The 21,558-nt window shown below is 51.5% G+C and carries 19 protein-coding genes; 2 read left to right on the top strand and 17 right to left on the bottom strand.

The features are described from left to right. Positions 1 to 120: 120 nt before the first annotated feature. The 12 genes from der to PHT20_RS14145 form a co-directional block, all read right to left on the bottom strand. On the bottom strand, positions 121 to 1,452 hold the full coding sequence (der, locus tag PHT20_RS14200) for a ribosome biogenesis GTPase Der (protein WP_301021025.1): 1,332 nt from the start codon (positions 1,450 to 1,452) through the stop codon (positions 121 to 123). Positions 1,453 to 1,481: 29 nt separating this feature from the next. Further along, positions 1,482 to 2,618, bottom strand: a complete 1,137-nt coding sequence (bamB, locus tag PHT20_RS14195) for an outer membrane protein assembly factor BamB (RefSeq protein WP_300087127.1) — start codon at positions 2,616 to 2,618, stop codon at positions 1,482 to 1,484. Positions 2,619 to 2,623: 5 nt separating this feature from the next. Then, positions 2,624 to 3,301, bottom strand: coding sequence for a tetratricopeptide repeat protein (locus PHT20_RS14190; protein ID WP_300087105.1), 678 nt, complete (start codon positions 3,299 to 3,301; stop codon positions 2,624 to 2,626). A 12-nt stretch (positions 3,302 to 3,313) separates the two neighbouring features. After that, positions 3,314 to 4,600, bottom strand: a complete 1,287-nt coding sequence (hisS, locus tag PHT20_RS14185; RefSeq protein WP_301021027.1) for a histidine--tRNA ligase — start codon at positions 4,598 to 4,600, stop codon at positions 3,314 to 3,316. Between the two features lie 38 nt (positions 4,601 to 4,638). After that, on the bottom strand, positions 4,639 to 5,910 hold the full coding sequence (gene ispG, locus PHT20_RS14180) for a flavodoxin-dependent (E)-4-hydroxy-3-methylbut-2-enyl-diphosphate synthase (RefSeq protein WP_301021024.1): 1,272 nt from the start codon (positions 5,908 to 5,910) through the stop codon (positions 4,639 to 4,641). Continuing rightward, a complete protein-coding gene (locus PHT20_RS14175) occupies positions 5,907 to 6,821 on the bottom strand; it encodes a RodZ domain-containing protein (RefSeq protein ID WP_301021023.1) in 915 nt (304 codons plus the stop codon). Before PHT20_RS14175 ends, ispG begins: the two co-directional genes overlap by 4 nt. After that, positions 6,814 to 7,653 (bottom strand): type IV pilus biogenesis/stability protein PilW, encoded by an 840-nt coding sequence (gene pilW / locus PHT20_RS14170; RefSeq protein WP_301021022.1) that lies wholly within the window; start codon positions 7,651 to 7,653, stop codon positions 6,814 to 6,816. The genes PHT20_RS14175 and pilW overlap by 8 nt, the downstream gene beginning before the upstream one ends. Beyond that, on the bottom strand, positions 7,650 to 8,798 hold the full coding sequence (gene rlmN / locus PHT20_RS14165) for a 23S rRNA (adenine(2503)-C(2))-methyltransferase RlmN (protein ID WP_301021021.1): 1,149 nt from the start codon (positions 8,796 to 8,798) through the stop codon (positions 7,650 to 7,652). The genes pilW and rlmN overlap by 4 nt, the downstream gene beginning before the upstream one ends. A gap of 6 nt (positions 8,799 to 8,804) precedes the next feature. Next, positions 8,805 to 9,230 carry a nucleoside-diphosphate kinase gene (ndk, locus tag PHT20_RS14160; RefSeq protein WP_301021020.1) on the bottom strand — a complete coding sequence of 142 codons (426 nt, stop codon included), beginning with the start codon at positions 9,228 to 9,230 and terminating at the stop codon, positions 8,805 to 8,807. 104 nt (positions 9,231 to 9,334) lie between these two features. Further along, positions 9,335 to 10,492 (bottom strand): pseudouridine synthase, encoded by a 1,158-nt coding sequence (locus PHT20_RS14155; protein ID WP_301021019.1) that lies wholly within the window; start codon positions 10,490 to 10,492, stop codon positions 9,335 to 9,337. A 2-nt stretch (positions 10,493 to 10,494) separates the two neighbouring features. Next, positions 10,495 to 11,178, bottom strand: coding sequence for an SMC-Scp complex subunit ScpB (gene scpB, locus PHT20_RS14150; protein ID WP_301021018.1), 684 nt, complete (start codon positions 11,176 to 11,178; stop codon positions 10,495 to 10,497). Between the two features lie 108 nt (positions 11,179 to 11,286). After that, on the bottom strand, positions 11,287 to 12,258 hold the full coding sequence (locus PHT20_RS14145; RefSeq protein ID WP_301021026.1) for an RluA family pseudouridine synthase: 972 nt from the start codon (positions 12,256 to 12,258) through the stop codon (positions 11,287 to 11,289). Between the two features lie 62 nt (positions 12,259 to 12,320). Between PHT20_RS14145 and PHT20_RS14140 the strand changes: the two genes are divergently transcribed. Both PHT20_RS14140 and PHT20_RS14135 read left to right on the top strand, forming a co-directional pair. Continuing rightward, a complete protein-coding gene (locus PHT20_RS14140; protein WP_301021017.1) occupies positions 12,321 to 13,124 on the top strand; it encodes an outer membrane protein assembly factor BamD in 804 nt (267 codons plus the stop codon). Between the two features lie 4 nt (positions 13,125 to 13,128). Continuing rightward, positions 13,129 to 13,908, top strand: a complete 780-nt coding sequence (locus PHT20_RS14135) for a protein phosphatase 2C domain-containing protein (protein WP_300085057.1) — start codon at positions 13,129 to 13,131, stop codon at positions 13,906 to 13,908. Positions 13,909 to 13,916: 8 nt separating this feature from the next. On the opposite strand, the gene PHT20_RS14130 is transcribed toward PHT20_RS14135, so the two are convergent. The 5 genes from PHT20_RS14130 to PHT20_RS14110 form a co-directional block, all read right to left on the bottom strand. Further along, a complete protein-coding gene (locus PHT20_RS14130; protein WP_301021016.1) occupies positions 13,917 to 14,519 on the bottom strand; it encodes a hypothetical protein in 603 nt (200 codons plus the stop codon). Positions 14,520 to 14,527: 8 nt separating this feature from the next. Continuing rightward, positions 14,528 to 15,628 (bottom strand): cell division protein ZapE, encoded by a 1,101-nt coding sequence (gene zapE / locus PHT20_RS14125; protein WP_301021015.1) that lies wholly within the window; start codon positions 15,626 to 15,628, stop codon positions 14,528 to 14,530. Between the two features lie 77 nt (positions 15,629 to 15,705). Further along, positions 15,706 to 17,133 (bottom strand): dihydrolipoyl dehydrogenase, encoded by a 1,428-nt coding sequence (lpdA, locus tag PHT20_RS14120; RefSeq protein WP_301021014.1) that lies wholly within the window; start codon positions 17,131 to 17,133, stop codon positions 15,706 to 15,708. A gap of 207 nt (positions 17,134 to 17,340) precedes the next feature. Further along, positions 17,341 to 18,618 carry a 2-oxoglutarate dehydrogenase complex dihydrolipoyllysine-residue succinyltransferase gene (gene odhB / locus PHT20_RS14115; RefSeq protein WP_301021013.1) on the bottom strand — a complete coding sequence of 426 codons (1,278 nt, stop codon included), beginning with the start codon at positions 18,616 to 18,618 and terminating at the stop codon, positions 17,341 to 17,343. Between the two features lie 79 nt (positions 18,619 to 18,697). Beyond that, the coding region (locus PHT20_RS14110; protein WP_301021012.1) for a 2-oxoglutarate dehydrogenase E1 component at positions 18,698 to 21,558 on the bottom strand (2,861 nt) is incomplete at its 5' end.

Here is a 21,558-nt window from a genome sequence, read left to right as displayed (position 1 = left end):
AGGCGTGCCAAGTTAGTTATCGGGATGCTCGCTCCCAAAGAATTTTCTCGGCATCGACCCCGTCACCTCCACCCTAGAGTTTCTTTCATCATCCGGGGCGTCGGCTTGGATTCATGACAGTTAGTTATCAGCAAAAGGATTGGCAGAGGTTTTGAACTCTATGCGTAAAGGCGTACCAACCAGATCAAATTCATGGCGGAAGCGTCCTTCTAGGAAGCGTTTGTAAGCGTCTGTCACATGCTCTAGTGAGTTGCCATGAATCACGATCACGGGGGGGTTCATACCACCCTGATGGGCATACCGCAGCTTAGGCCGAAACATGCCGGCGCGTTTGGGACTTTGAAACTGAACCGCTTCAAGCAAGAGTCGCGTCAAAACCGGCGTAGACATCTTGCAATTTGCAGCTTTGTAGGCTTGAGTGATCGATGCCCAGAGTGGCCCTAAACCCTGCCGTTTTTGAGCAGAAATAAGGTGCATGTTGGCAAACTTCAAAAACGGCAACCGCGTCTCAATGGAACGCTTCACCAGCTCTCGCTGATACTCATCCACCGCATCCCATTTGTTCACGGCCAATACCACAGCACGACCATTTTCTAAAATATAGCCAGCAATATGCGCATCTTGATCAGTCACCCCTTGTGTGGCATCAATCAACAACAAAACCACATGGGCTGATTCAATGGCTTGCAAAGTTTTAACCACTGAAAATTTTTCAATGGCTTCAAAAACTTTGCCACGACGACGCAACCCGGCGGTGTCGATCAATTCGAATTTTTGACCATTTCTCTCAAACGGCACGGAGATAGCATCACGGGTCGTACCAGGAAGGTCAAAAGCAACCAAACGCTCTTCACCCAGCCAAACATTGATCAAGGTTGATTTACCCACATTGGGTCGCCCAGCCACAGCAAGCTTGATGACACCAGGTTGATCCACATCTGCATCTTCATCTTCAGCCAAATCAAGTGGCGCCAGTGCCAATTCAATCAGTGTGCGAATGCCTTGTCCATGAGCCGCAGAAACCGGATGCACTTCACCCAAGCCCAATTCATAAAACTCAACCAGCTGAACACCTTCAAGCAATCCCTCTGCTTTGTTTGCCACCAAAATGCAAGGTTTACCTAAACGTCTGAGATAGCTTGCAATGTCATGATCTTGTGACGACACGCCAGCGCGGGCATCCACAACAAAGACCACCACATCAGACTCAGCAACAGCTTGCGTGGTCTGCTTGGCCATTTCTTTGAAAATGCCAGAGCTGGCATCTGGCTCGAACCCACCCGTGTCGATCACGATGTATTCATACTTGCCCTGCTTGCCATTGCCATAGTGGCGGTCTCGTGTAAGACCGGCAAAGTCAGCAACAATGGCATCACGTGACTTGGTCAACCGGTTAAACAGCGTCGACTTGCCGACGTTGGGACGGCCTACCAAAGCCAAAACAGGTTTCATTAATTTTTTTCCAAAAAAGTGATCAGTAGCTATTCAGGCCTAAACCCAAAAATACCACCTTTGCTCGTTGCCACAACCAGTGTGCCATCAGCAGCGACGGGAGTCGTCAAAATGGGTGAGCCATCGGTTGTTAACCTAGCCGTAAATGTTCCATCTGTGCGAGAAAGCAAGTGAACCAACCCAGATTCATCACCCACAACCACTGAACGACCCAAAACAAGTGGTGCACTCAACTGGTGGTAGCGAAGACGATCAGACTTCCAAGCGACTTCACCATCCGTCTGCCTCCAAGCCACCACTTGGCCATCTGATTCAACCCCATAGACCTGGTGAGCGTCGCCATCCAAGCCCAATGATCCATTCGCAGATTTTTTCCAATTCAATTGGCCACGCTGCGCATCAACGCAACCCACACCTGATTGAAACGCCCGCACGCAAAGAACAACAGATTGACGTGCTACGCCTGCAACCATATCCACCAGGCGCTCAATGTCATTCGTGCCTCGAGGCGTTGCCACAGGTGCGTCCCAGATCACATTTCCATTGAGTGGATTCATGCCTAGCAAACGTCCAGAGTAACCTGCAATCAGCGTGTTGCCTACGGCTGTTAACACACCAGCTTGCCTCAATACCAATGCAGCGCTTGTCCGCTGATTTCGCCACAACTCTTGGCCATTTTTAGCATCAAAAGCCGTCAGACTGTTGTCTGCAGCCAGTACAAAAACACGTTCACCAGCGACCAGGGGTGCAGTGAAGACTTGTGAATTTAAACGCACTCGCCAAGGATGAAGACCTTGTTCAAACACGACCAATTCGTTCTCACGCGTGACCACCGCTGCAAATCGACCATCACTGCCAACACCCGCAGAAAGTGGTGCACCCACGTCCACTCGCCAAAGTGCTTTGCCTGAGTCAGCATGAATAACAGCAAGTTGACCCGTGGTACTGGCAACGGCCACAGTTTTACCAGTCGCTTTAAGTTGCAAAGGTAAATTGAAAGAACCCAGCTGCGCAGACCAGACCTGGCGCACCCCCAGCAAAGTCGGCGTGGGCTCTAACGCAACGGGCTTTGGTGCAGTTGATCCGCTGGCGCAGGCTGTCACAGCCAGCACACATACACCAGTCAAAACAACGCAAAGAAATCTGGAAAACGACATATTGAACATAAGGTTCACTTCACTGACACAGTGGTGAGGGGTGATTGCGTTTGAACCTCAACACCTAAGGCGTTCAGTTTGACCTCAATCAATCGACGGTAATCCATCCGTGAATCCATCAGACGGTGGGCCTTTTGGTATTCGAGAATGGCTTTGTCTTTTTTTCCTTGCAGTAAGAAAACATCGCCCATTCTGTCAGCGACCAAAGGTTGAAGACTTTCAGGAAATTTAGCGTTGAGTGCCGTCAAAGCGGCATCGTAGTTTTTTTCTTCAATGAGCACTGCGGTCAATCTAAGCTTGGCCAATGCTTGATAGTTGCTGTCTGAAGCATGATCAGCTACCCAAGTGAGCGCACTTTTAGCTGAGTCATATTGACCTAGAGCCACCAACTTTTGAGCCGTCAACAAGCCTGATTGGTGAGCGTAAATGGTGGAGCCAAAACCAGTTTTCATGTCGCCAAAGACACGCTCAATCCGCGACACATCATCCGTCTTGGCTGCTTGATCCATCTCATCAAAAAGTGCTGCCGCTTGAACTGCCTGATTTCGCTGCCAATACTGGTAGGTGTTCCAACTGGCAAAACTACCCAAAACAGCAATCAAAACCCATGTGATGGCGTTGCCGTATTGCTTCCAAAAATGCTTGATTTGATCAAGTTGCTCTTGCTCTTCTAAATCTAAATGGTTGGCCATGAAAGTATCCGATTAATCGAGTGATTGTAGGGTGCGAGCCCAAATTGGAAGGTGCTGCACAGGCACAGTTTGCTGAGCCAAGGATGCATCACGCATAGGTTTGATGGTGACTTGCTCTGCAGCCATTTCATCTGCTGCAAAAACCAAGACAAAACGTGCACCACTGCTGTCTGCACGTTTGAACTGACTTTTCATGCTGCCCAGCCCAGTGGCGGAATGGGCATGCATTTGCACGCTAAGGCCCAAATCGCGCAACATTGCAATCTGCTTCATGACAAAGGGAAAAGCTGTAGCCTCGGTCACAATGACAAACACATCCAAAACAGGCTCTACAGCACGCTCACCACCAGATTTAACCAACTCAAGCACACGATCCACACCCAGCGCCCAACCCACAGCAGGTGTTGGTTTGCCACCAAGTTGGTCAAAAAGATAGTCGTAACGACCACCCGCACACACGGTGCCTTGAGAACCCAAACGATTGGTTGTGAACTCAAAAACAGTTAAGTTGTAGTAATCCATGCCCCGCACCAAGCGGGGATTGACAGTGAAGGCAACACCATTCGTTTCAAGTATGGAAGTTAGCGTGTTGAAATGCATGAGCGAATCAGCACCCAAAAAATCCATCAACCGAGGCGCGGCGTTCACTATGTCCTGCAACTGCGGATTTTTTGTATCAAGAATTCTTAACGGATTGCTGTAAAGCCTTCGCTTGGCATCTTCATCAAGCTTATCTTCGTGTTGTTCAAGATAGGCGATCAATGCTTTTCTGTGCTCAAGCCGCTCAGCGGGCTGCCCCAAGCTGTTGAGCTCAAGCTGAACATCCATTAGCCCAATTTTTTTCCACAAGGCGTTGGCCATCAAGATCAATTCAGCATCTACCTCAGGCCCTGAAAAACCCAAGGCTTCAGCACCAATTTGATCAAATTGGCGATACCTGCCTTTTTGTGGTCGCTCGTGCCGAAACATCGGCCCCATGTAGTAAAGCCGTTTGCCGCCGTCGTAGAGCAAATTGTGTTCGATTGCGGCGCGAACAACACCAGCAGTTGCTTCAGGGCGCAATGTAAGCGAATCGCCATTGAGCCGATCTTCAAAACAGTACATCTCTTTTTCAACAATATCTGTCACTTCGCCCAAGCCACGGATGAACAACGGCGTGCGTTCAACGATTGGTGTTCGAATATTTCGATACGCATATTGCCTCATCAAAGTTCGAATGGAGGCTTCAAACCACTCAAGTGTTGCTGAATGAGGCGGCAACACATCATTCATGCCTTTGACAGCAGTCAATTTTTCAATTTTTTTGGAAGTCACTGGTTGAGTCATGAGATTTCAATTCAAGCTTGGCAAACTGCAGACTTGCCGTAACGCTTTTCGACATAATTTTCAACAACCGCTTGAAACTCTTGGGCAATCGCATCACCCCGAAGCGTCATGCATTTTTCACCATCAATAAAAACCGGTGCAGCAGGGGTTTCACCAGTACCAGGCAAACTGATTCCGATATCTGCTTGCTTGCTTTCGCCAGGACCGTTCACGATGCAGCCCATCACAGCCACTTTCATTTTTTCAACCCCGGGGTAAAGACTGCGCCACACAGGCATTTTTTCGCGCAAATAGCTTTCAATCTGTTGCGTCAGTTCTTGAAAAGTTGTGCTGGTTGTGCGACCACATCCAGGGCAAGCAGTCACACTGGGTACAAAGGAACGAAGCTCTAAAGCTTGCAAAATCTCAGAAGCAATCACCACTTCTTGCGTTCTGGATTCGCCGGGTTGAGGCGTCAATGACACACGTATGGTGTCGCCAATACCCTCTTGCAACAAAATAGACAAAGCGGCTGTAGACGCTACTGCACCCTTGGTGCCCATGCCAGCTTCAGTCAGCCCCAAATGCAAAGCAAAATCACAGCGCTTGGCCAGTTCCCTGTACACAGAAATCAAGTCTTGAACACCACTGACTTTGCAAGAAAGAATAATCTGCGACGGATCCATACCCACATCAACTGCCTGAGTTGCTGAGCCGATGGCTGAAGAAATCAATGCTTCGTACATGACGGACTTGGCGCCCCAAGGTTGGGCACGTTGACTGTTTTGATCCATCAAATTTGCCAACAATTCCTGGTCAAGACTACCCCAGTTCACCCCAATGCGAATGGCCTTGTTCCATCGAATGGCTGACTCAACCATGACTGCAAACTGTCGATCATGCTTTTCGCCTTTACCGACATTGCCAGGATTGATTCGATATTTAGACAAGGCTTGCGCACAACTGGGTACCTCAGTCAGAAGTCGATGTCCGTTGTAATGAAAATCACCGATCAAGGGCACGTCAATGTTCATACGATCTAACTGATCACGAATATACGGTACGGCATTCGCAGCTTCTAGTGTGTTCACTGTCAACCGAACCATTTCAGAGCCAGCCAGAGCTAATTCCTTCACCTGAATCGCAGTTCCTATGACATCAACCGTATCGGTGTTGGTCATCGACTGGACACGAACTGGTGCGCCCCCCCCCACAGTCACCAAACGATTTCCCCAAACAACCTTTGTCTGTTTGGATCGACTGCCTAAGGCAGACGCAGAAGCCACAGGTTTTAACAAATTCACTCCTTCACCTCAAAGCGAGAAACATTATTTTTAGCAATAGAAACAGCATCAAATAATTGACCGCGCAGAGTCACTTCAATTTGATCGGCTCGACCTAAGACCACAAAAATTGGCAAATCTCCTGAGAGAGATACAGACTCGTCTTTTGTCATGATTCTGCGCAATTGAACGACACCTTTGGCATCAATCACCTCAACCCAGCTTTCACCTAAAGCACGCAAAACAAGCAAGCTGGCTGACTTGGCAATGATCTCACCACCCTGAACTGTTGGCGCTGAAGTTGGCTCAAGCGTTGGAACCGGTGCCATCTGGTCCTGAGCTGTTAGCACCAAAGGAACACCATCAGGTTTCAATGGTTTGGCATCAGTTGCTTGCTGGGTCAGCTCCATTGGTTTTTGTGAGGGGCTTGACACTGGTGCATCAGCTTGGGTTAGCACAGACTTTTTGACACCCCATTGACCCAATGAGAAATTATTTGGCCAAAAAGCCAAAACTAAGATTCCCATGAACAACAATGACATGACCCAAACAAAGGGGCGCTTGAAAAACACAAAAAAAGAATGAGTTAACGGCTTTGAAGCATCTGTAAATTTGGCATTCAAGCCAAACTCATCCGTTTTAATTTTTGGCTGTTCAGCGTGCGGTAACAAATCAAGCACTTCAACAGCATCAATTTTCAAAGCACGACAGACACTGCTCGCCAGGGCTCTGACAAACACCGTATCGGACAACACATCGAATTGATCTGCCTCGAGCGCCTCCAATTTTTTAACGGGGACTTTGAGAGAAAAAGCCAACATGGCAATGTGCAGCCCCTGAGCTTCCCGCGCAGCACGCAGTCTTGCGCCGGCGGTTGGCTGAGATGAACTGTCACGAAGCGCATCCAAATTGGGCGACAGCGAATCAATCATTGAAAGCGGCCGAACGATAAAGTTCAGCTTGATGGGACTGTGAAAATCTTTTTTCCAACTGCGCTCCAAGTTGCTGCCTGGCTTCGGCATTTCCAAGTCGATTTTCAATTTTTACGCCCAGCCACAAAGACTCGGCGTTAGCGAATTCTGAATTGTTTAGTCTTCTGATGTAAAACTGGGCACGCACAAAATCACCACGCTTCAATAACAAAGAGGCCAGGTTGTAACCTGTCACAGGGTTCGCAGCATCAAATTCATAGGCTTTAATCAAGCTGGCTTCGGCCTCTCTGTCCATGCCAGCTTTGGCTTGGCACAAGCCCTGTGCCATCAACGTTTTCGCTCGACCACCATACAAAGGATCACTTAAAGCGTCAGAAAAAATTTGAACAGCTTGACTAAATTGTCCTTGCTGACACTTTAACCAACCCAAGTTATGCAAGATACTCGCGTCTTTTGGTTTGATCGAGAGGGCTTTTTTGAAACTGTCTTCAGCAAAACCGAAATCGTTCAAGCGCATGTAAACCAAACCACGCAGGCTGTAACTGTCTGAGAAATTGGGGTCAGCTGCAATGGCTTGTTTGATTTCATCCAATGCAATGTTTGTTTTCCCTTGCTCAAAATAGCCTAAGGCCAACTCCACTCGAATGCGCGCGCGCTTGCGCTCTGGCGTTTCATCAGAGTCAGTGACGATTTCAGATCGGCCGGCTGATGCATTGGCAGACGTAGTTTGCGTAGAACACCCAGAAAAGATGACAGACACCATGCAACATGCAAGCAAAATGAGCAAACGAAATCTCAGTCTGCTTAAAGAAAAAACTTCCAAATCACTCATTGAACAGCCCCTGAATTTGCAAGTGTTGAATCAGCCACAGGATGAATCGGAATTGAACGCTGCCGTGCGATCCGGTCTACAACGCGCGTTCGATCTTTGACATCGCCAGCGAGCTGTCCACAGGCTGCATCAATGTCATCCCCTCGGGTTTTTCGCACCGTGGTGATGATGCCAGCATCATTCAAAATCCGAGCAAATACTTTGACTCGTTCAGGGGACGAACAAGTCAATCCAGATGCAGGGAAAGGGTTGAATGGAATCAAATTGAACTTACACCACGTGCCAGGATGCGCTTTGATACGTTGAACAAGTTGCCAAGCACATTCGTCAGAATCGTTGACATCCGCGAGCATGCAATATTCGAATGTAATGAAATCTCTTGGGGCAAACGCGAGGTATCTGTGGCAAGCTGCCATCAATTGAGACAGTGGGTATTTAAGGTTGAGCGGCACCAGTTGATCACGCAGACCATCATTAGGCGCATGCACAGAAACAGCCAATGCCACAGGACAATCTTGAGAGAGTCGATCGATCATTGGCACGATGCCTGAAGTCGACACGGTGACACGCCGACGCGACAAACCATAACCATGGTCGTCCAGCATCACTTTCAAAGCAGGAATGAGCTCTTTGTAGTTTTGCAAAGGCTCACCCATGCCCATCATGACCACGTTGGAGATCACTCTTTCATCACAGCCTAAATGTTTGCGAAGAAAAAATTCTGCATGCCAAAGCTGAGAAATGATCTCGCCAGTCGTCAAATTACGGCTAAAGCCTTGATGCCCCGTTGAACAAAAGCGACAACCCACTGCACACCCAGCCTGGGAAGAAACACACAATGTGCCGCGGTCTGACTCAGGGATAAAAACCGTTTCAATCGCATTCCCACCACCCACATCAAAAAGCCATTTGATGGTGCCGTCAGCTGAGATATGCTGGGAAACAACCGACAAAGGGGTGATGGTTGCCAACGACTTAAGTTTTTCACGAAATGACTTGGCCAAGTCACTCATGTCTTCAAAATTTTGTGCTCCTTTTCGGTGAATCCAGCGAAAAAGCTGAACCGCACGAAAACGTTTTTCACCCAGCCGCTCACAAAAAACGGCCAAGCCCTCGAGATCCAAATCGAGCAGGTTGACCGTCATTTCAATTTATCGCGAGTAAACGTTCATACCGGGAAAGAAAAATGCAATCTCTACTGCAGCAGTTTCTGGCGCATCTGAGCCATGCACTGCATTGGCATCAATGCTGTCGGCAAAATCAGCACGGATGGTGCCCGAAGCTGCTTTTTTCGGATCGGTGGCACCCATCAGATCGCGATTTTTAGCAATTGCATTTTTGCCTTCAAGCGCTTGAATCATGACGGGGCCAGAGATCATGAAATCAACCAAATCCTTGAAGAAAGGACGTTCTTTGTGAACCGCATAAAAAGCCTCAGCCTCTCCACGTGACAAATGCACCATCTTGGCAGCCACAATTTTCAAACCTGCAGTTTCGAAACGTGCATAAATCTGACCAATCACATTTTTGGCCACTGCGTCAGGTTTGATGATTGAGAGAGTACGTTCGAGCGTCATAGTTATTCCTAGTGAAATCAAAAAGATGGGATCTTACCCTGAACAAGACTCGAATCAAGCCCAAAGAGCTTTGATGTCATCACTGTCAAGCCCCCTTTAAACCATTATTTACCCTGGCCCAACATGGGGCGTCCACCTCTGGAACCTGAGCCACCGCCACGCTTCTTTCCTGCCTCTTGGCGTTGACGTGAAAAGCTATCTGCACCAATGTAACCCACTGATGTTTTTAATGGATCAGGTTGCGTGTGATCTGCTTGATTCGCTCTGGAGAAGGGTTTTCTTGAGCGCAGATTTGAGCCATCTCTGGGTTTCTTGGGAAAGTTTGGCTTGGAAGTAGAAGCCGTCGTGGGTGCATCAGTCAGTTGATTAGGCTGGCGTGAAACGGCTTTTGTCAGCAAGCCAATATCCACTGCATCTAACTCCATCCAAGCGCCACGCCTTAACCCCCGTGGCAACACCATGGCACCGTAGCGGATGCGGATCAGTCGACTCACTGCGTGCCCAACCGCTTCAAACATGCGCCTTACCTCACGATTTCGGCCTTCAGCAATGGTGACGCGATACCACGTGTTGGCCCCCTCGCCTCCACCGTCTTCAATGGCACCAAATTGAGCCATGCCATCACCCAATTGAACGCCTGAGAGCAGATGTTGCTTTTCCTCTGAATTTAAACCACCCAACACACGAACCGCATACTCGCGTTGCAACCCAAATCTTGGGTGCATCAAGTTGTTGGCCAACTCACCGGAACTGGTGAAAAGCAACAAGCCCTCCGTGTTGAGGTCAAGTCGACCCACAGATTGCCACTTGCCTTGAAACAATTTAGGAAGTTTTCTGAACACAGTCGGCCGATTTTGTGGGTCATCGTGCGTGACCACTTCGCCGGCAGGTTTGTGATAAGCGATCACGCGTGCAGGTGGGGGATCAATTCGCAATCGAATCGGCTTGCCGTTGACCTTCACATGATCACCAAACTGCACCCGCTGCCCAATGTGCGCAGGCTCGTTATTGACTGTGATTCTGCCTTCAAGAATCAATTGCTCCATCTCAAGACGTGAACCCATCCCAGCCTGTGCCAGTACTTTGTGCAACTTGGGAGACTCTGGTTGCGGCAACAAGACCCGCTTGGCAACTCCTGCGACCTCTGAGGTCTCATCGGCATCAAACTGCCCGGACACCACATCCTGAAATTGAATCGCATCAGACGCAGAATGCTCGGAGGGGTTTGGCTGAACGAAAGTTTTGATAGGTGAGTGGCTCATGTCTAATCCCCAATGAGGGTTGCTTGTGGGTTAACAGCATCAGTCAAACTGCTAACTTCTTTCATCTTTACAGATGGTGAGGGTGACCAAGATGAGGCAGCCTGATTGGAGGCCAACTTCACTTGGGCTGGTATGTCGTCATTCAACAACGCGTCAAACATGCTGTCTGACAAGTTGCTTGCCTCCAAGAGAGGCAATTCATCTAACGATGACAAACCTAAGTCATTCAAAAAGTGTCGGGTTGTGGCAAACAAGGCCGGTCTTCCCACAGTATCTCGGTGGCCAATCACTTCAATCCAACCCCGATCTTCAAGCTGCTTGAGGGTCAAAGAGTTGACCGTCACGCCACGAATGTCTTCAATATCACCACGTGTTACGGGCTGTCGATACGCAATGATGGCCAAAGTCTCCAGCGTTGCACGTGCGTACCGAGGTGGCTTTTCTGGGTGTAACCTATCCAGGTAAACACGCATTTCTGGCTTGCTTTGAAACCGCCACCCGCTTGCCACCGGCACCAATTCAAGCCCTGATGTTGACCAATCACGTTGCAGGTCTGCCAATAAAGCTTGAATGGCATCTGGCTCAATCAACTGACCCAGCAGCGTGCGCATATCACTCAAGGTCAAGGGCAATGGCGTACAAAGCAGCGCCGTTTCAAGAATGCGCTTGGCATCCAGCGAATTCATGATTCACCATGTCAAAAGTACTTCAATTAAAAGAATAGGAGATACGCAGAAGCCAGCAAACAAAGGCTGCGTTGAGTAAAGACTCATATCAAATGAGTGCTAGAAAGCCTATGAATTGTACTGGAGCCCCAAATTTTCAATGGCAGCGCGCATATCCACTGGCAACGGAGACTCAAATGACAACCATTGCTGGGTCTGAGGGTGCTCGAAACGCAAATGAAAAGCATGCAAAGCTTGCCGCTGCATGCCTGCTGCAATAGCACCACCATAAACAGCATCAGCGATCAGAGGGTGCTTGAGTAAAGCCATGTGAACCCTGATTTGATGCGTTCGCCCCGTATGCAGGGTGCACCTGACCAGGCAAGTTGTCGCACCGCTGGCAATCAAATCTATTTCAGTCAAGGCTGTTTTCCCTGCATGAACTGCCAGATCAACCGCCGCCATGCGCAGCCTGTTTGACGGATCTCGGCCAATCGGCGCATTTACCTCTCGGCGCGAAGCACCCTGCCACGCCCCATGCGCCAAAGCCACATATTGACGCTTGACGGTACGCGCAGCAATGGCTTTCACCAAAGCATCCATCGTGCTCCGATTGCGCGCCACCACCATCAGACCACTGGTATCTTTGTCGAGCCGATGCACGATGCCAGCACGTGGCAAATGAAAGGCATTGGCATCAAAACCCAGCAAACCGTTCATTAAAGTGCCACTCCAATTGCCTGGTGCGGGGTGAACCACCAAACCTGCTGGTTTGTTGATCACCATCAAATGTTCGTCCACATAAACCACCTCCAGCGCCATGTGCTCAGCCTTAAAGGCTTGGCTTTGCGGGGTTGGTCTCAGTTCAATGCTGCCGGTATCAAAAGCCTTGATTTTTTGGGCGGGCTTATGCGTCTGAACAGCATTCAGTTTGACAAAACCTAGTTCAATCAACTGCTGAAGATAGCTTCGTGAAAATTCTGGGACGAGCTCGACCAAGGCACGATCAAGTCGCATACCATGGTGCGCAATTGAAAAACTCAGCGCCCTCAATTCAGCACCATCGTCAACCTCAACGACTGAGTCAGTCAATGCATCAATATCTTCTGTCGCCGGGGGGCTAGATATAATCAATTTTGCTGTTTCCAAGAAAGCTTTTCCCCATGCCAAAACTCAAATTATCAGTCGTCTACGCTTGCGGGCTGGCATGTAGCGTCATGTTAGGGGCTTGTTCATCAGCCCCCAAAGACCCCACTGCAGGTTGGAGTCCGAACAAAATTTACGCCGAAGCCAAAGATGAGCTCAACGCCGGGGGGTACGACAAAGCCGTCCCTTTGTTTGACAAACTTGAAGGTCGTGCTGCTGGCACACCGCTGGCTCAGCAGGCACAAATTGACAAGGCTTACGCCCACTACAAAGCCGGTGAGCCACTCTTGGCCATTGCCACGCTGGATCGTTTTATCAAACTTCACCCAGCCAGTCCTGCCATTGACTACGCTCTGTATTTAAAAGGTGTCATCAATTTCAACGATGATTTGGGTCTTTTTTCAGGGCTCACGCGTCAAGATTTGGCGGAACGAGATCAAAAAGCAGCCAAAGACTCATTTGAATCGTTTAAAGAACTGATCACTCGCTTCCCTGAGTCGCGTTACACGCCTGATGCCACCGCGCGAATGAAATACATCGTGAATTCATTGGCTCAATCTGAAGTGCATGTGGCTCGCTATTATTTTGAGCGGGGTGCTTACTTGGCGGCCATCAACCGGGCTCAGACAGCACTCAAAGACTATGCCGGCGTACCTGCTTTGGAAGAGGCCTTGTTCATCATGGTCAAGTCGTACGATGCACTTGGCATGATTGATTTGCGTGATGACACGCAGCGTGTCCTTGCTAAAAATTTCCCCCAGACCCCTTATTTGACCCAAGGCTTCAGATCAAAAAGCGACCCCTGGTGGAAAATTTGGTAGGCGCATGAAGTTCAAGGGCTACCGGCTCAGCGCGGCAACCGCCATTCACAAAGGTGATCGCGATTACCAACAAGACCAAGTCGCGCTGCTCAGCCATGCCCGCATCAAAGGTTGCCTCTTAGGTGTGGTGGCGGATGGCATGGGAGGACGCAGTGGTGGCCGCAAGGCCTCTGACCAAGTCATGCTCACTGCGAAACAGCTGTTTGAACGCTACGCACCGGAAGCAGATGACCCCGTGGCGTCACTGAAACAGCTCATTCTGGAAGCCCACACTGTGATCAGACTCACAGCAATTTCCACTGAAGAAGAGCCCCACAGCACCGCTGCAGCGTTTCTGATCAATCCCGCCGGCGACTGCTACTGGGCGCACGCGGGGGACTCCCGCATCTACCACTACCACGGTAATCAATTGGTCAAGCGCACGCTTGACCACTCGTATGTTCAAACCTTGGTCAACCGCGGTGAACTCACCCCTGAACAAGCCAACTTTCATCCACAGTCCAACATTTTGACGGGGTGCTTGGGTACGGAAACTGAACCCGTCATCGATACACACTTCATTTCACGTCTCAAACCAGGAGACACCTTGCTGGCATGCAGTGACGGGGTGTGGCACTACTTCACTGAGGTCGAACTGGGCTCCGTTTTGGCAACACTTCCCCCGCGTGAAGCCAGTGAGTTTTTGATTGAAAAAGCACGCAATCGCGCCAAAGGCAGTGGCGACAACCTCTCGATGGTGATCGTCAAATTCGAACCACTTGAGGCCACCGAGAAGACAGCGTAGGTGGTAGGTCAGCGAGCTTCAGCGGGCATGGGCAGCGGCTTGATGGACGAGTTTTGAGCTTGAGCGGCTTCTTTTAGCTTGTCTTCTTTGTGTTGTTGCGCTTGTTGCAATTTTTCGTCATACATGCGTTGTTGCCGTGCGGCTTCAACGGGTGAGGGTGAACTCAAGTCAAGCGCTTTAGGTTGTGGCAGCGTCAACGTGGGCGTTTTAGCAGCTTTTTTTTCATCACTCATTTGTTGACGTGTCTTGAATTCTTGTTCGGCTTGCAAACGCCGCACCTCAGCAGCACGCTGCTTTTCTGGCGACAAGTTGTCTGTCAAGCGGTTGATGGCAGCAGTTGCGTTGGCCTGCCGATCCAGATCATTCAATGTCAACTCTTCTCGACGCAATAGATCCATGGCGGCACGGCGCTCCCGTTTGGCATGACGTTCACAGTCAGTGACGGCAAATCGCATCAGACAAGCTTGCTGCGCCTTGACAAACTCAGCATCTACCGCAGCCCGCTGCACACGAATCCGCTCACGTTTTGTGGCCACGTGATCCACAGCGGCCATGTCGTCAGCAGCTTGCGCCGCGCCAACCATACACACTGCGGCGAGGAATAAGAGCAAACAACGCATCATGCCGTCAACTGCGTGTCAACATCACGCCGCTCCAGTGCCAAAAACTCAGCCGATTGCATTTCGTGCAAGCGTGACACGGTGCGCGCAAACTCGTTGGCCATCAGCCCTTCTGTGTAGAGTTCATCGGCAGGCACTTCGGCGGACATGATGAGCTTGACGTGCCGGTCATACAGCACATCAATCAACCAAGTAAAACGCCGTGCTTCAGAAGACATGCGCGGCGGCATGTGTGGCACATCACTGAGTAACACGGTATGAAACTGAGTGGCAATTTCAAGGTAATCATTTTGAGAGCGCGGCCCGCCACACAAAGTCTTGAAATCAAACCAAACCAAGCCACCCGCTTTGCGGTACGCACGAATTTTGCGCGCCTCAATGTGCAACACTGGGTCTTCATCCTGGCTTTCTGCCAGCCGCTCGAAAGCATCTTTCATGGCAGCATCGGCCAGCTCACCTAGCGGGCTGTGGTACAGGTTGAGCTGCGACAAAGTTTGCCCACGGTAGTCGGTGCCGTTGTCGACATTGATCACATGAAAATACTGCTTCAGCAACGCAATGGCCGGCAAAAACCGATCACGGTTCAAACCATTGTGGTAAAGATCATCCGGCTTGAAGTTGGAAGTGGTAACCAACCCCACACCTTCAGCCAGCAACGCCTTGAGCAAACGGTGCAAGATCATGGCATCGGTAATGTCCGACACATGGAACTCATCGAAGCAAATCAAGCGGTACTTCTCAGCTATGCGCTTGGCCAAGCGATCCAGCGGGTTGGCCGTGCCCTGCAAGCCCGAGAGCTCGCGGTGCACTTCACGCATGAACTCATGAAAGTGCAAGCGGGTTTTGCGCTTGAGCGGCACCGCACTGTAAAAGCAATCCATCAAGAAACTTTTTCCGCGCCCCACCCCGCCATGCATGTAAACACCTTGCGGAATCGGTGGCCGATGAATCAGTTTTTTGAACGCATTGGAACGCTGCTCGCGGTACTTAGACCACTCGCGGGCACAAGTTTCAAGCACTTGCACCGCACGCAGTTGTGCCGGATCAGAACTGTAATGGCGAGCTGAAAGCTCGTCTTGGTAGATTTTTCTGACCGTCACAACACGCTCTTATTGCTATAATATATATAGCTACTAGCGCTTTATTTATAAGCGCTAGAGGCCAATTTTCTATAAATTTAAAAGTTCAATGTGCGCTTGTCTACAGCCAGCGCAGCTTCTTTGGTGGACTCACTCAACGAGGGGTGCGCATGGCAAACCCGGGCAATGTCTTCGCTGCTGGCGCGAAACTCCATCGCCACCACACACTCGGCGATCAACTCGCTAGCCATGGGGCCAACGATGTGCACACCCAAAATTTCATCGGTGGTGGCATCGGCCAGCATCTTCACCATGCCGGTGGTGTCGCCCAAAGCACGGGCGCGGCCATTGGCCAAGAAGGGGAATGTGCCCGCCTTGTAAGCCACACCGTCTTTTTTAAGCTGCTGCTCAGTGCGCCCGACCCAAGCGATTTCTGGGCTGGTGTAAATCACCCACGGAATGGTATTGAAGTTGACATGGCCATGTTGCCCAGCAATGCGTTCAGCCACTGCCACACCCTCTTCTTCAGCCTTATGCGCCAGCATGGGGCCACGCACCACGTCGCCCACCGCCCAAACACCGGGCAAATTGGTTTTGCAATCGCCGTCCACCACAATCGCACCGCGCTCATCAAGCTGCAAGCCAACCGCTTCAGCATTCAAGCCAATGGTGTTGGGCACGCGACCAATCGACACAATGAGCTTGTCCACGTCCAAGGTCTGAGCTTCACCCTTGGCATTAACCCAGGCCACGCTCACGCCCTTTTTGCCAACCTTGACTTCACCCACCTTCACGCCCAGTTCGATCTTCAGCCCCTGCTTGACAAAAGCTTTTTGTGCTTCCTTGGCAATCTGCTGGTCAACCGCACCCAAAAAGTCTGGCAAACCTTCAAGAATGGTCACCTCAGCACCCAAACGCCGCCAGACCGAACCCATTTCCAGGCCAATGACGCCCGAGCCAATGAGCCCCAGCTTTTTCGGCACAGATGTCACCGCTAACGCACCCGTATTGGACAACACCAAGTTCTCGTCAAAAGGCGCACCCGGCAGCGCACGGGCGTTGGAGCCGGTGGCGACGATGATTTGCTGCCCCACCAAGATTTCATCAGAAGCGCCTGCCACCTTGATTTCATAACCACCGTCGACGGCCTTCACGAACGACGCGCGGCCGTGGAAAAAGCTCACCTTGTTCTTTTTGAACAAGTACAAAATGCCATCGTTGTTTTGCTTGACTACTGCATCCTTGCGCGCCACCATCTTGGCGGCATCCATGCTCAAGCCCTTGACCTCAATGCCATGGTCGGCAAAATGATGGCTGGCCTGCTCAAAATGCTCTGAAGATTGCAGCAAAGCCTTGCTGGGAATGCAGCCCACATTGGTACAGGTGCCACCTGGAGCCGGGCCGCCTTTGGTGTTTTTCCACTCGTCCACGCAAGCCACGTTTTTGCCCAATTGGGCAGCACGAATGGCGGCAATGTAGCCACCAGGGCCGCCACCAATCACGATCACATCAAATTGTTTGCTCATAAATTACTTTCTAACGTTGGTGACGAACCGCCACACTGATGAATGAGATGACCACGAGTGACTAGCTGCGTGGGTTGGGTGTCTGACGTAGCGAAATCAAGGAGGAGGCTTGGAGCGTAGCCCCAAGCCGGGGGACATTCGCGTAGTTAGACACCCAACACGCGCGGCGGGTTAAAACTACCCATTGGTCAAATTGATTTGGAGCGGTCAAATGTCAAACAGCAGGCGTGCCGGATCTTCCAGCGCCTCTTTCATCGCCACCAAGCCCAACACGGCTTCGCGGCCGTCGATGATGCGGTGGTCGTAGCTCATGGCAAAGTAGTTCATGGGGCGCACCACCACCTGGCCGTTTTCAACCACGGCGCGGTCTTTGGTGGCATGAATGCCCAAAATAGCGCTTTGTGGCGGGTTGATGATGGGGGTAGACATCATCGAGCCAAACGTGCCGCCATTGCTGACCGAGAACGTGCCGCCGGTCATTTCATCCATGCCCAGCTTGCCCTCGCCCGCCTTCTTGCCAAACTCGGCAATCTTTTTCTCGATCTCGGCAAAACTCATCTGGTCGGCATTGCGCAAAATGGGCACCACCAAGCCACGTGGCGAGCCCACGGCAATACCAATGTCAAAGTAACCGTGGTAAACAATGTCATTGCCATCCACCGACGCATTGAGCACCGGGAATTTCTTCAGGGCATGCACCGCCGCCTTGACAAAGAAGCTCATGAAACCCAGCTTACAACCGTGTTCTTTCTCAAACCGGTCTTGCATGCGTTTGCGCATGTCCATCACCGGGGCCATGTTGATCTCGTTGAAGGTCGTCAAAATGGCGTTGGTGGACTGAGACTGCAGCAGGCGTTCTGCCACACGGGCACGCAGGCGGGTCATGGGCACGCGCTGTTCAGGGCGGCTTGCCAGTTGTTCAGCCAGGCTGCCAGCCGGTGCTGCAACTTGAGGCAATAATGGGGCTGTAGACCTTGCTGGCATTGCGGGAGCAGCTACTACTTTAGGTGCAGCCACAGCCGCTAAAACATCACCCTTGGTGACGCGGCCGTCTTTGCCTGAACCCGCCACAGAGCCTGCTGCCAAGTTGTTGTCTGCCATCAATTTGGCAGCCGCTGGCATGGCCACACCAGCCATGGTGTTGCTCACTGGCGCTGGCACAGCGGCAACTTGCACAGACGGTGCAGCCGCTGCAGCCATGGCCGCCACCACGGGTGCAACGGGTGCAGCAGCGCCCACCACCGCTTCGGTGTCAATGCGGGCGATCAGCTGATCAGCTGCCACCGTGCTGCCGTCAGGCTGCACAATTTCAACAATCACGCCGGCAGAAGGTGCGGGCACTTCCAGCACCACCTTGTCGGTTTCAACGTCGATCAGGATTTCATCCACAGCGACTGCGTCGCCGACTTTTTTCTTCCACTGCAACAGTGTGGCTTCAGCCACAGATTCAGAGAGTTGCGGGACTTTGACTTCTACGATGGCCATAACAATTCTTTCAAAATAATCTTGAGGGGAGCAGCACATGACACATGTGCTGCTCAACGTTCATTGGACGGGATGCGCCTTATTTGGTCAGGACAAAACCTTTGAGCTTGCCAAACGCACCATCCACCAGCGCTTTTTGCTGCTCTTGGTGCAAGTGCGAATAGCCCACCGCGGGCGAAGCTGAAGCAGCCCGGCCTGAATAGCCCAATTTTTGCCCTTCAAGCATGTTTTCATGAATGTAGTGCTGCACAAAGAACCAAGCGCCCTGGTTTTGTGGCTCGTCTTGCGTCCAAACCACCTCAGTGGCATTGGGGTATTTTTTGAGCTCATTGGCAAACGCTTTGTGTGGGAACGGGTAAAGCTGTTCCACCCGCAAAATAGCCACGTCGGTGTGACCACTTTCTTCACGCTTTTTGGCCAAGTCGTAATACACCTTGCCAGAACACACCACAACGCGCTTGACCTTGTCCGCCTTGAGCACTTTGTGCTCAGGAATGATGGTCTGGAAGCAGCCTTTGGTGAACTCAGCCAGCGGAGACGCAGCATCTTTGTGACGCAACAACGACTTAGGCGTGAAGATCACCAACGGCTTGCGCAAGTTGCGCACCATTTGGCGGCGCAACACGTGGAAAATTTGGCTGGCCGTGGTGGGCTGAACCAGCTGCATGTTGGTGTCGGCAGCCAACTGCATGAAGCGTTCGACACGAGCGGATGAGTGCTCAGGGCCTTGGCCTTCATAACCATGCGGCAGCATCATGGTCAGACCATTGACACGACCCCACTTGACCTCGCCAGAAGCAATAAACTGGTCGATGACCACCTGTGCACCATTGGCAAAGTCACCAAACTGAGCTTCCCAAATCACCAAGGTGTTAGGGTCATTCGAGGCGTAGCCATATTCAAAGCCCAACACCGCTTCTTCAGACAAGATGGAGTCAATGACCACAAAGGGGGCTTGATTTTCAGCCACGTTTTGCAAGGCCACATAGGTGCCCACATCCCATTTTTCACGGCTTTGGTCGTGAATGACGGCATGGCGGTGGGTGAAAGTGCCGCGGCCGCAGTCTTCACCGCTCAAACGCACTGGGTAGCCGCTGGCCACCAGCGATGCAAACGCCATGTGCTCGCCCATGCCCCAATCCACCGGAATGTCGCCCCGACCCATGGCCGCACGGTCGTCGTAGACCTTTTTGACCAAAGGGTGAGGTTTGACACTCTCAGGGATGGTGGTGATTTTTTCAGCCAAACGTTTCCATTCAGCCATGGGAATGGCGGTGTCGCCTGCATCCGTCCACTTCTTGCCCAGGAACGGAGACCAGTCCACAGCGTATTTGCTCTTGAAATTGGTCAACACCGGGTCTACGGTATGTTTACCGGAGTCCATGGCCGCACGGTAGGCTTTGAACATGTCATCGCCCAGCGTGGCACCCAAGCCTTGCGCGGATAGCTTGTCGGCATAAAGTTTGCGCGTGCCAGGATGTTGGCCAATTTTTTTGTACATCAGCGGCTGGGTCAACGCTGGGGTATCTTGCTCGTTGTGACCCAGTTTGCGGTAGCAAATGATGTCAAGCACCACATCTTTACGGAACTCCATGCGGTATTCCAGCGCCCATTGCATGGCCATGACCACAGCTTCGGGGTCGTCACCGTTGACATGCATCACCGGGGCTTCAACACCCTTGACGATGTCGGTGCAATACAGGGTGGAGCGCATGTCGCGTGGGTCAGAGGTGGTGAAACCAATCTGGTTGTTGATGATGATGTGCACCGTGCCTGCGGTGGTGTAGCCACGGGTTTGCGCCAGCGCCAGGGTTTCCTGGTTCACACCTTGACCTGCAAACGCAGCATCGCCGTGCACCAGCACCGGCAGCACTTGGCGACCTGTGGGGTCGGCGCGGCGATCCATGCGGGCGCGCACGGAGCCTTCAACCACTGGGTTGACGATTTCAAGGTGTGAAGGGTTAAACGCCAGACTCAAGTGCACCGGGCCGCCAGGGCTGGTGACGTCTGAGCTGAACCCTTGGTGGTATTTCACGTCACCAGAAGGCAACTCTTCAGGCGCGGTGTGGTCAAACTCGGCAAACAAATCAGCGGGCATTTTGCCCAAGGTGTTCACCAACACATTGAGGCGGCCACGGTGCGCCATGCCGATCACGATTTCCTGCACACCAAGGGCACCGGCTTGCTGAACCAGCTCGTCCATGGCGGCAATGAAGCTCTCGCCACCTTCCAACGAAAAGCGCTTTTGCCCCACGTATTTGGTGTGCAAGAAGCGCTCCAGGCCTTCAGCCGCTGTCAAGCGGTCAAGAATGTGCTTCTTTTGATCTGCGTTGAAATTGGGTTTGCTGCGAACGCTCTCGAGTTTTTGTTGCCACCAGCGCTTTTGCGTCTGATCCGTGACATACATGTACTCTGCACCGATGGTGCTGCAGTAGGTTTCGCGCAGGGCGTTGAGCAACTCACGCAGCGGCATTTTGTCTTTGCCGAAAAACGTGTTGCTGGTGTCAAACACAATCTCAAAATCAGCTTCTTTGAAGCCGTAAAAAGCGGGGTCAAGCTCTGGAATGGCTGGGCGCTCAGTGCGCTTCAACGGGTCAAGGTCAGCCCAGTTGGAACCAACATTGCGGTAGGCCGCAATGAGCTGCTGTGCCGCAGTACGCTTGCGACCCATTTCAGCATCTTCGCTGGCCATCACCACCTTGGTGCCGCCGGCTTTCGCACGCTGAGCAAAGGCATCGATCACAGGTTGGTGGGGAACGTCTTTGGCGTTGGAGCCATCGACTGCGGGCACATGCTGCAACGCATCAAAATAATCACGCCAGGTGTCTGGCACGCTGCCTGGGTTAGCCAGGTAGTTTTCGTACATCTCTTCGACGTACGGGGCGTTCCCACCAAAAAGGTAGGTGTTCGCCTGGTAGGCTTGATAAACCGTGTTTGTCT

Source organism: Rhodoferax sp. (genome assembly GCF_028715765.1).
GTDB lineage: Bacteria > Pseudomonadota > Gammaproteobacteria > Burkholderiales > Burkholderiaceae_C > Rhodoferax.
The sequence above is the reverse complement of the archived record's forward strand: the minus strand, read 5'-3'. Positions and strand labels throughout refer to the sequence as shown.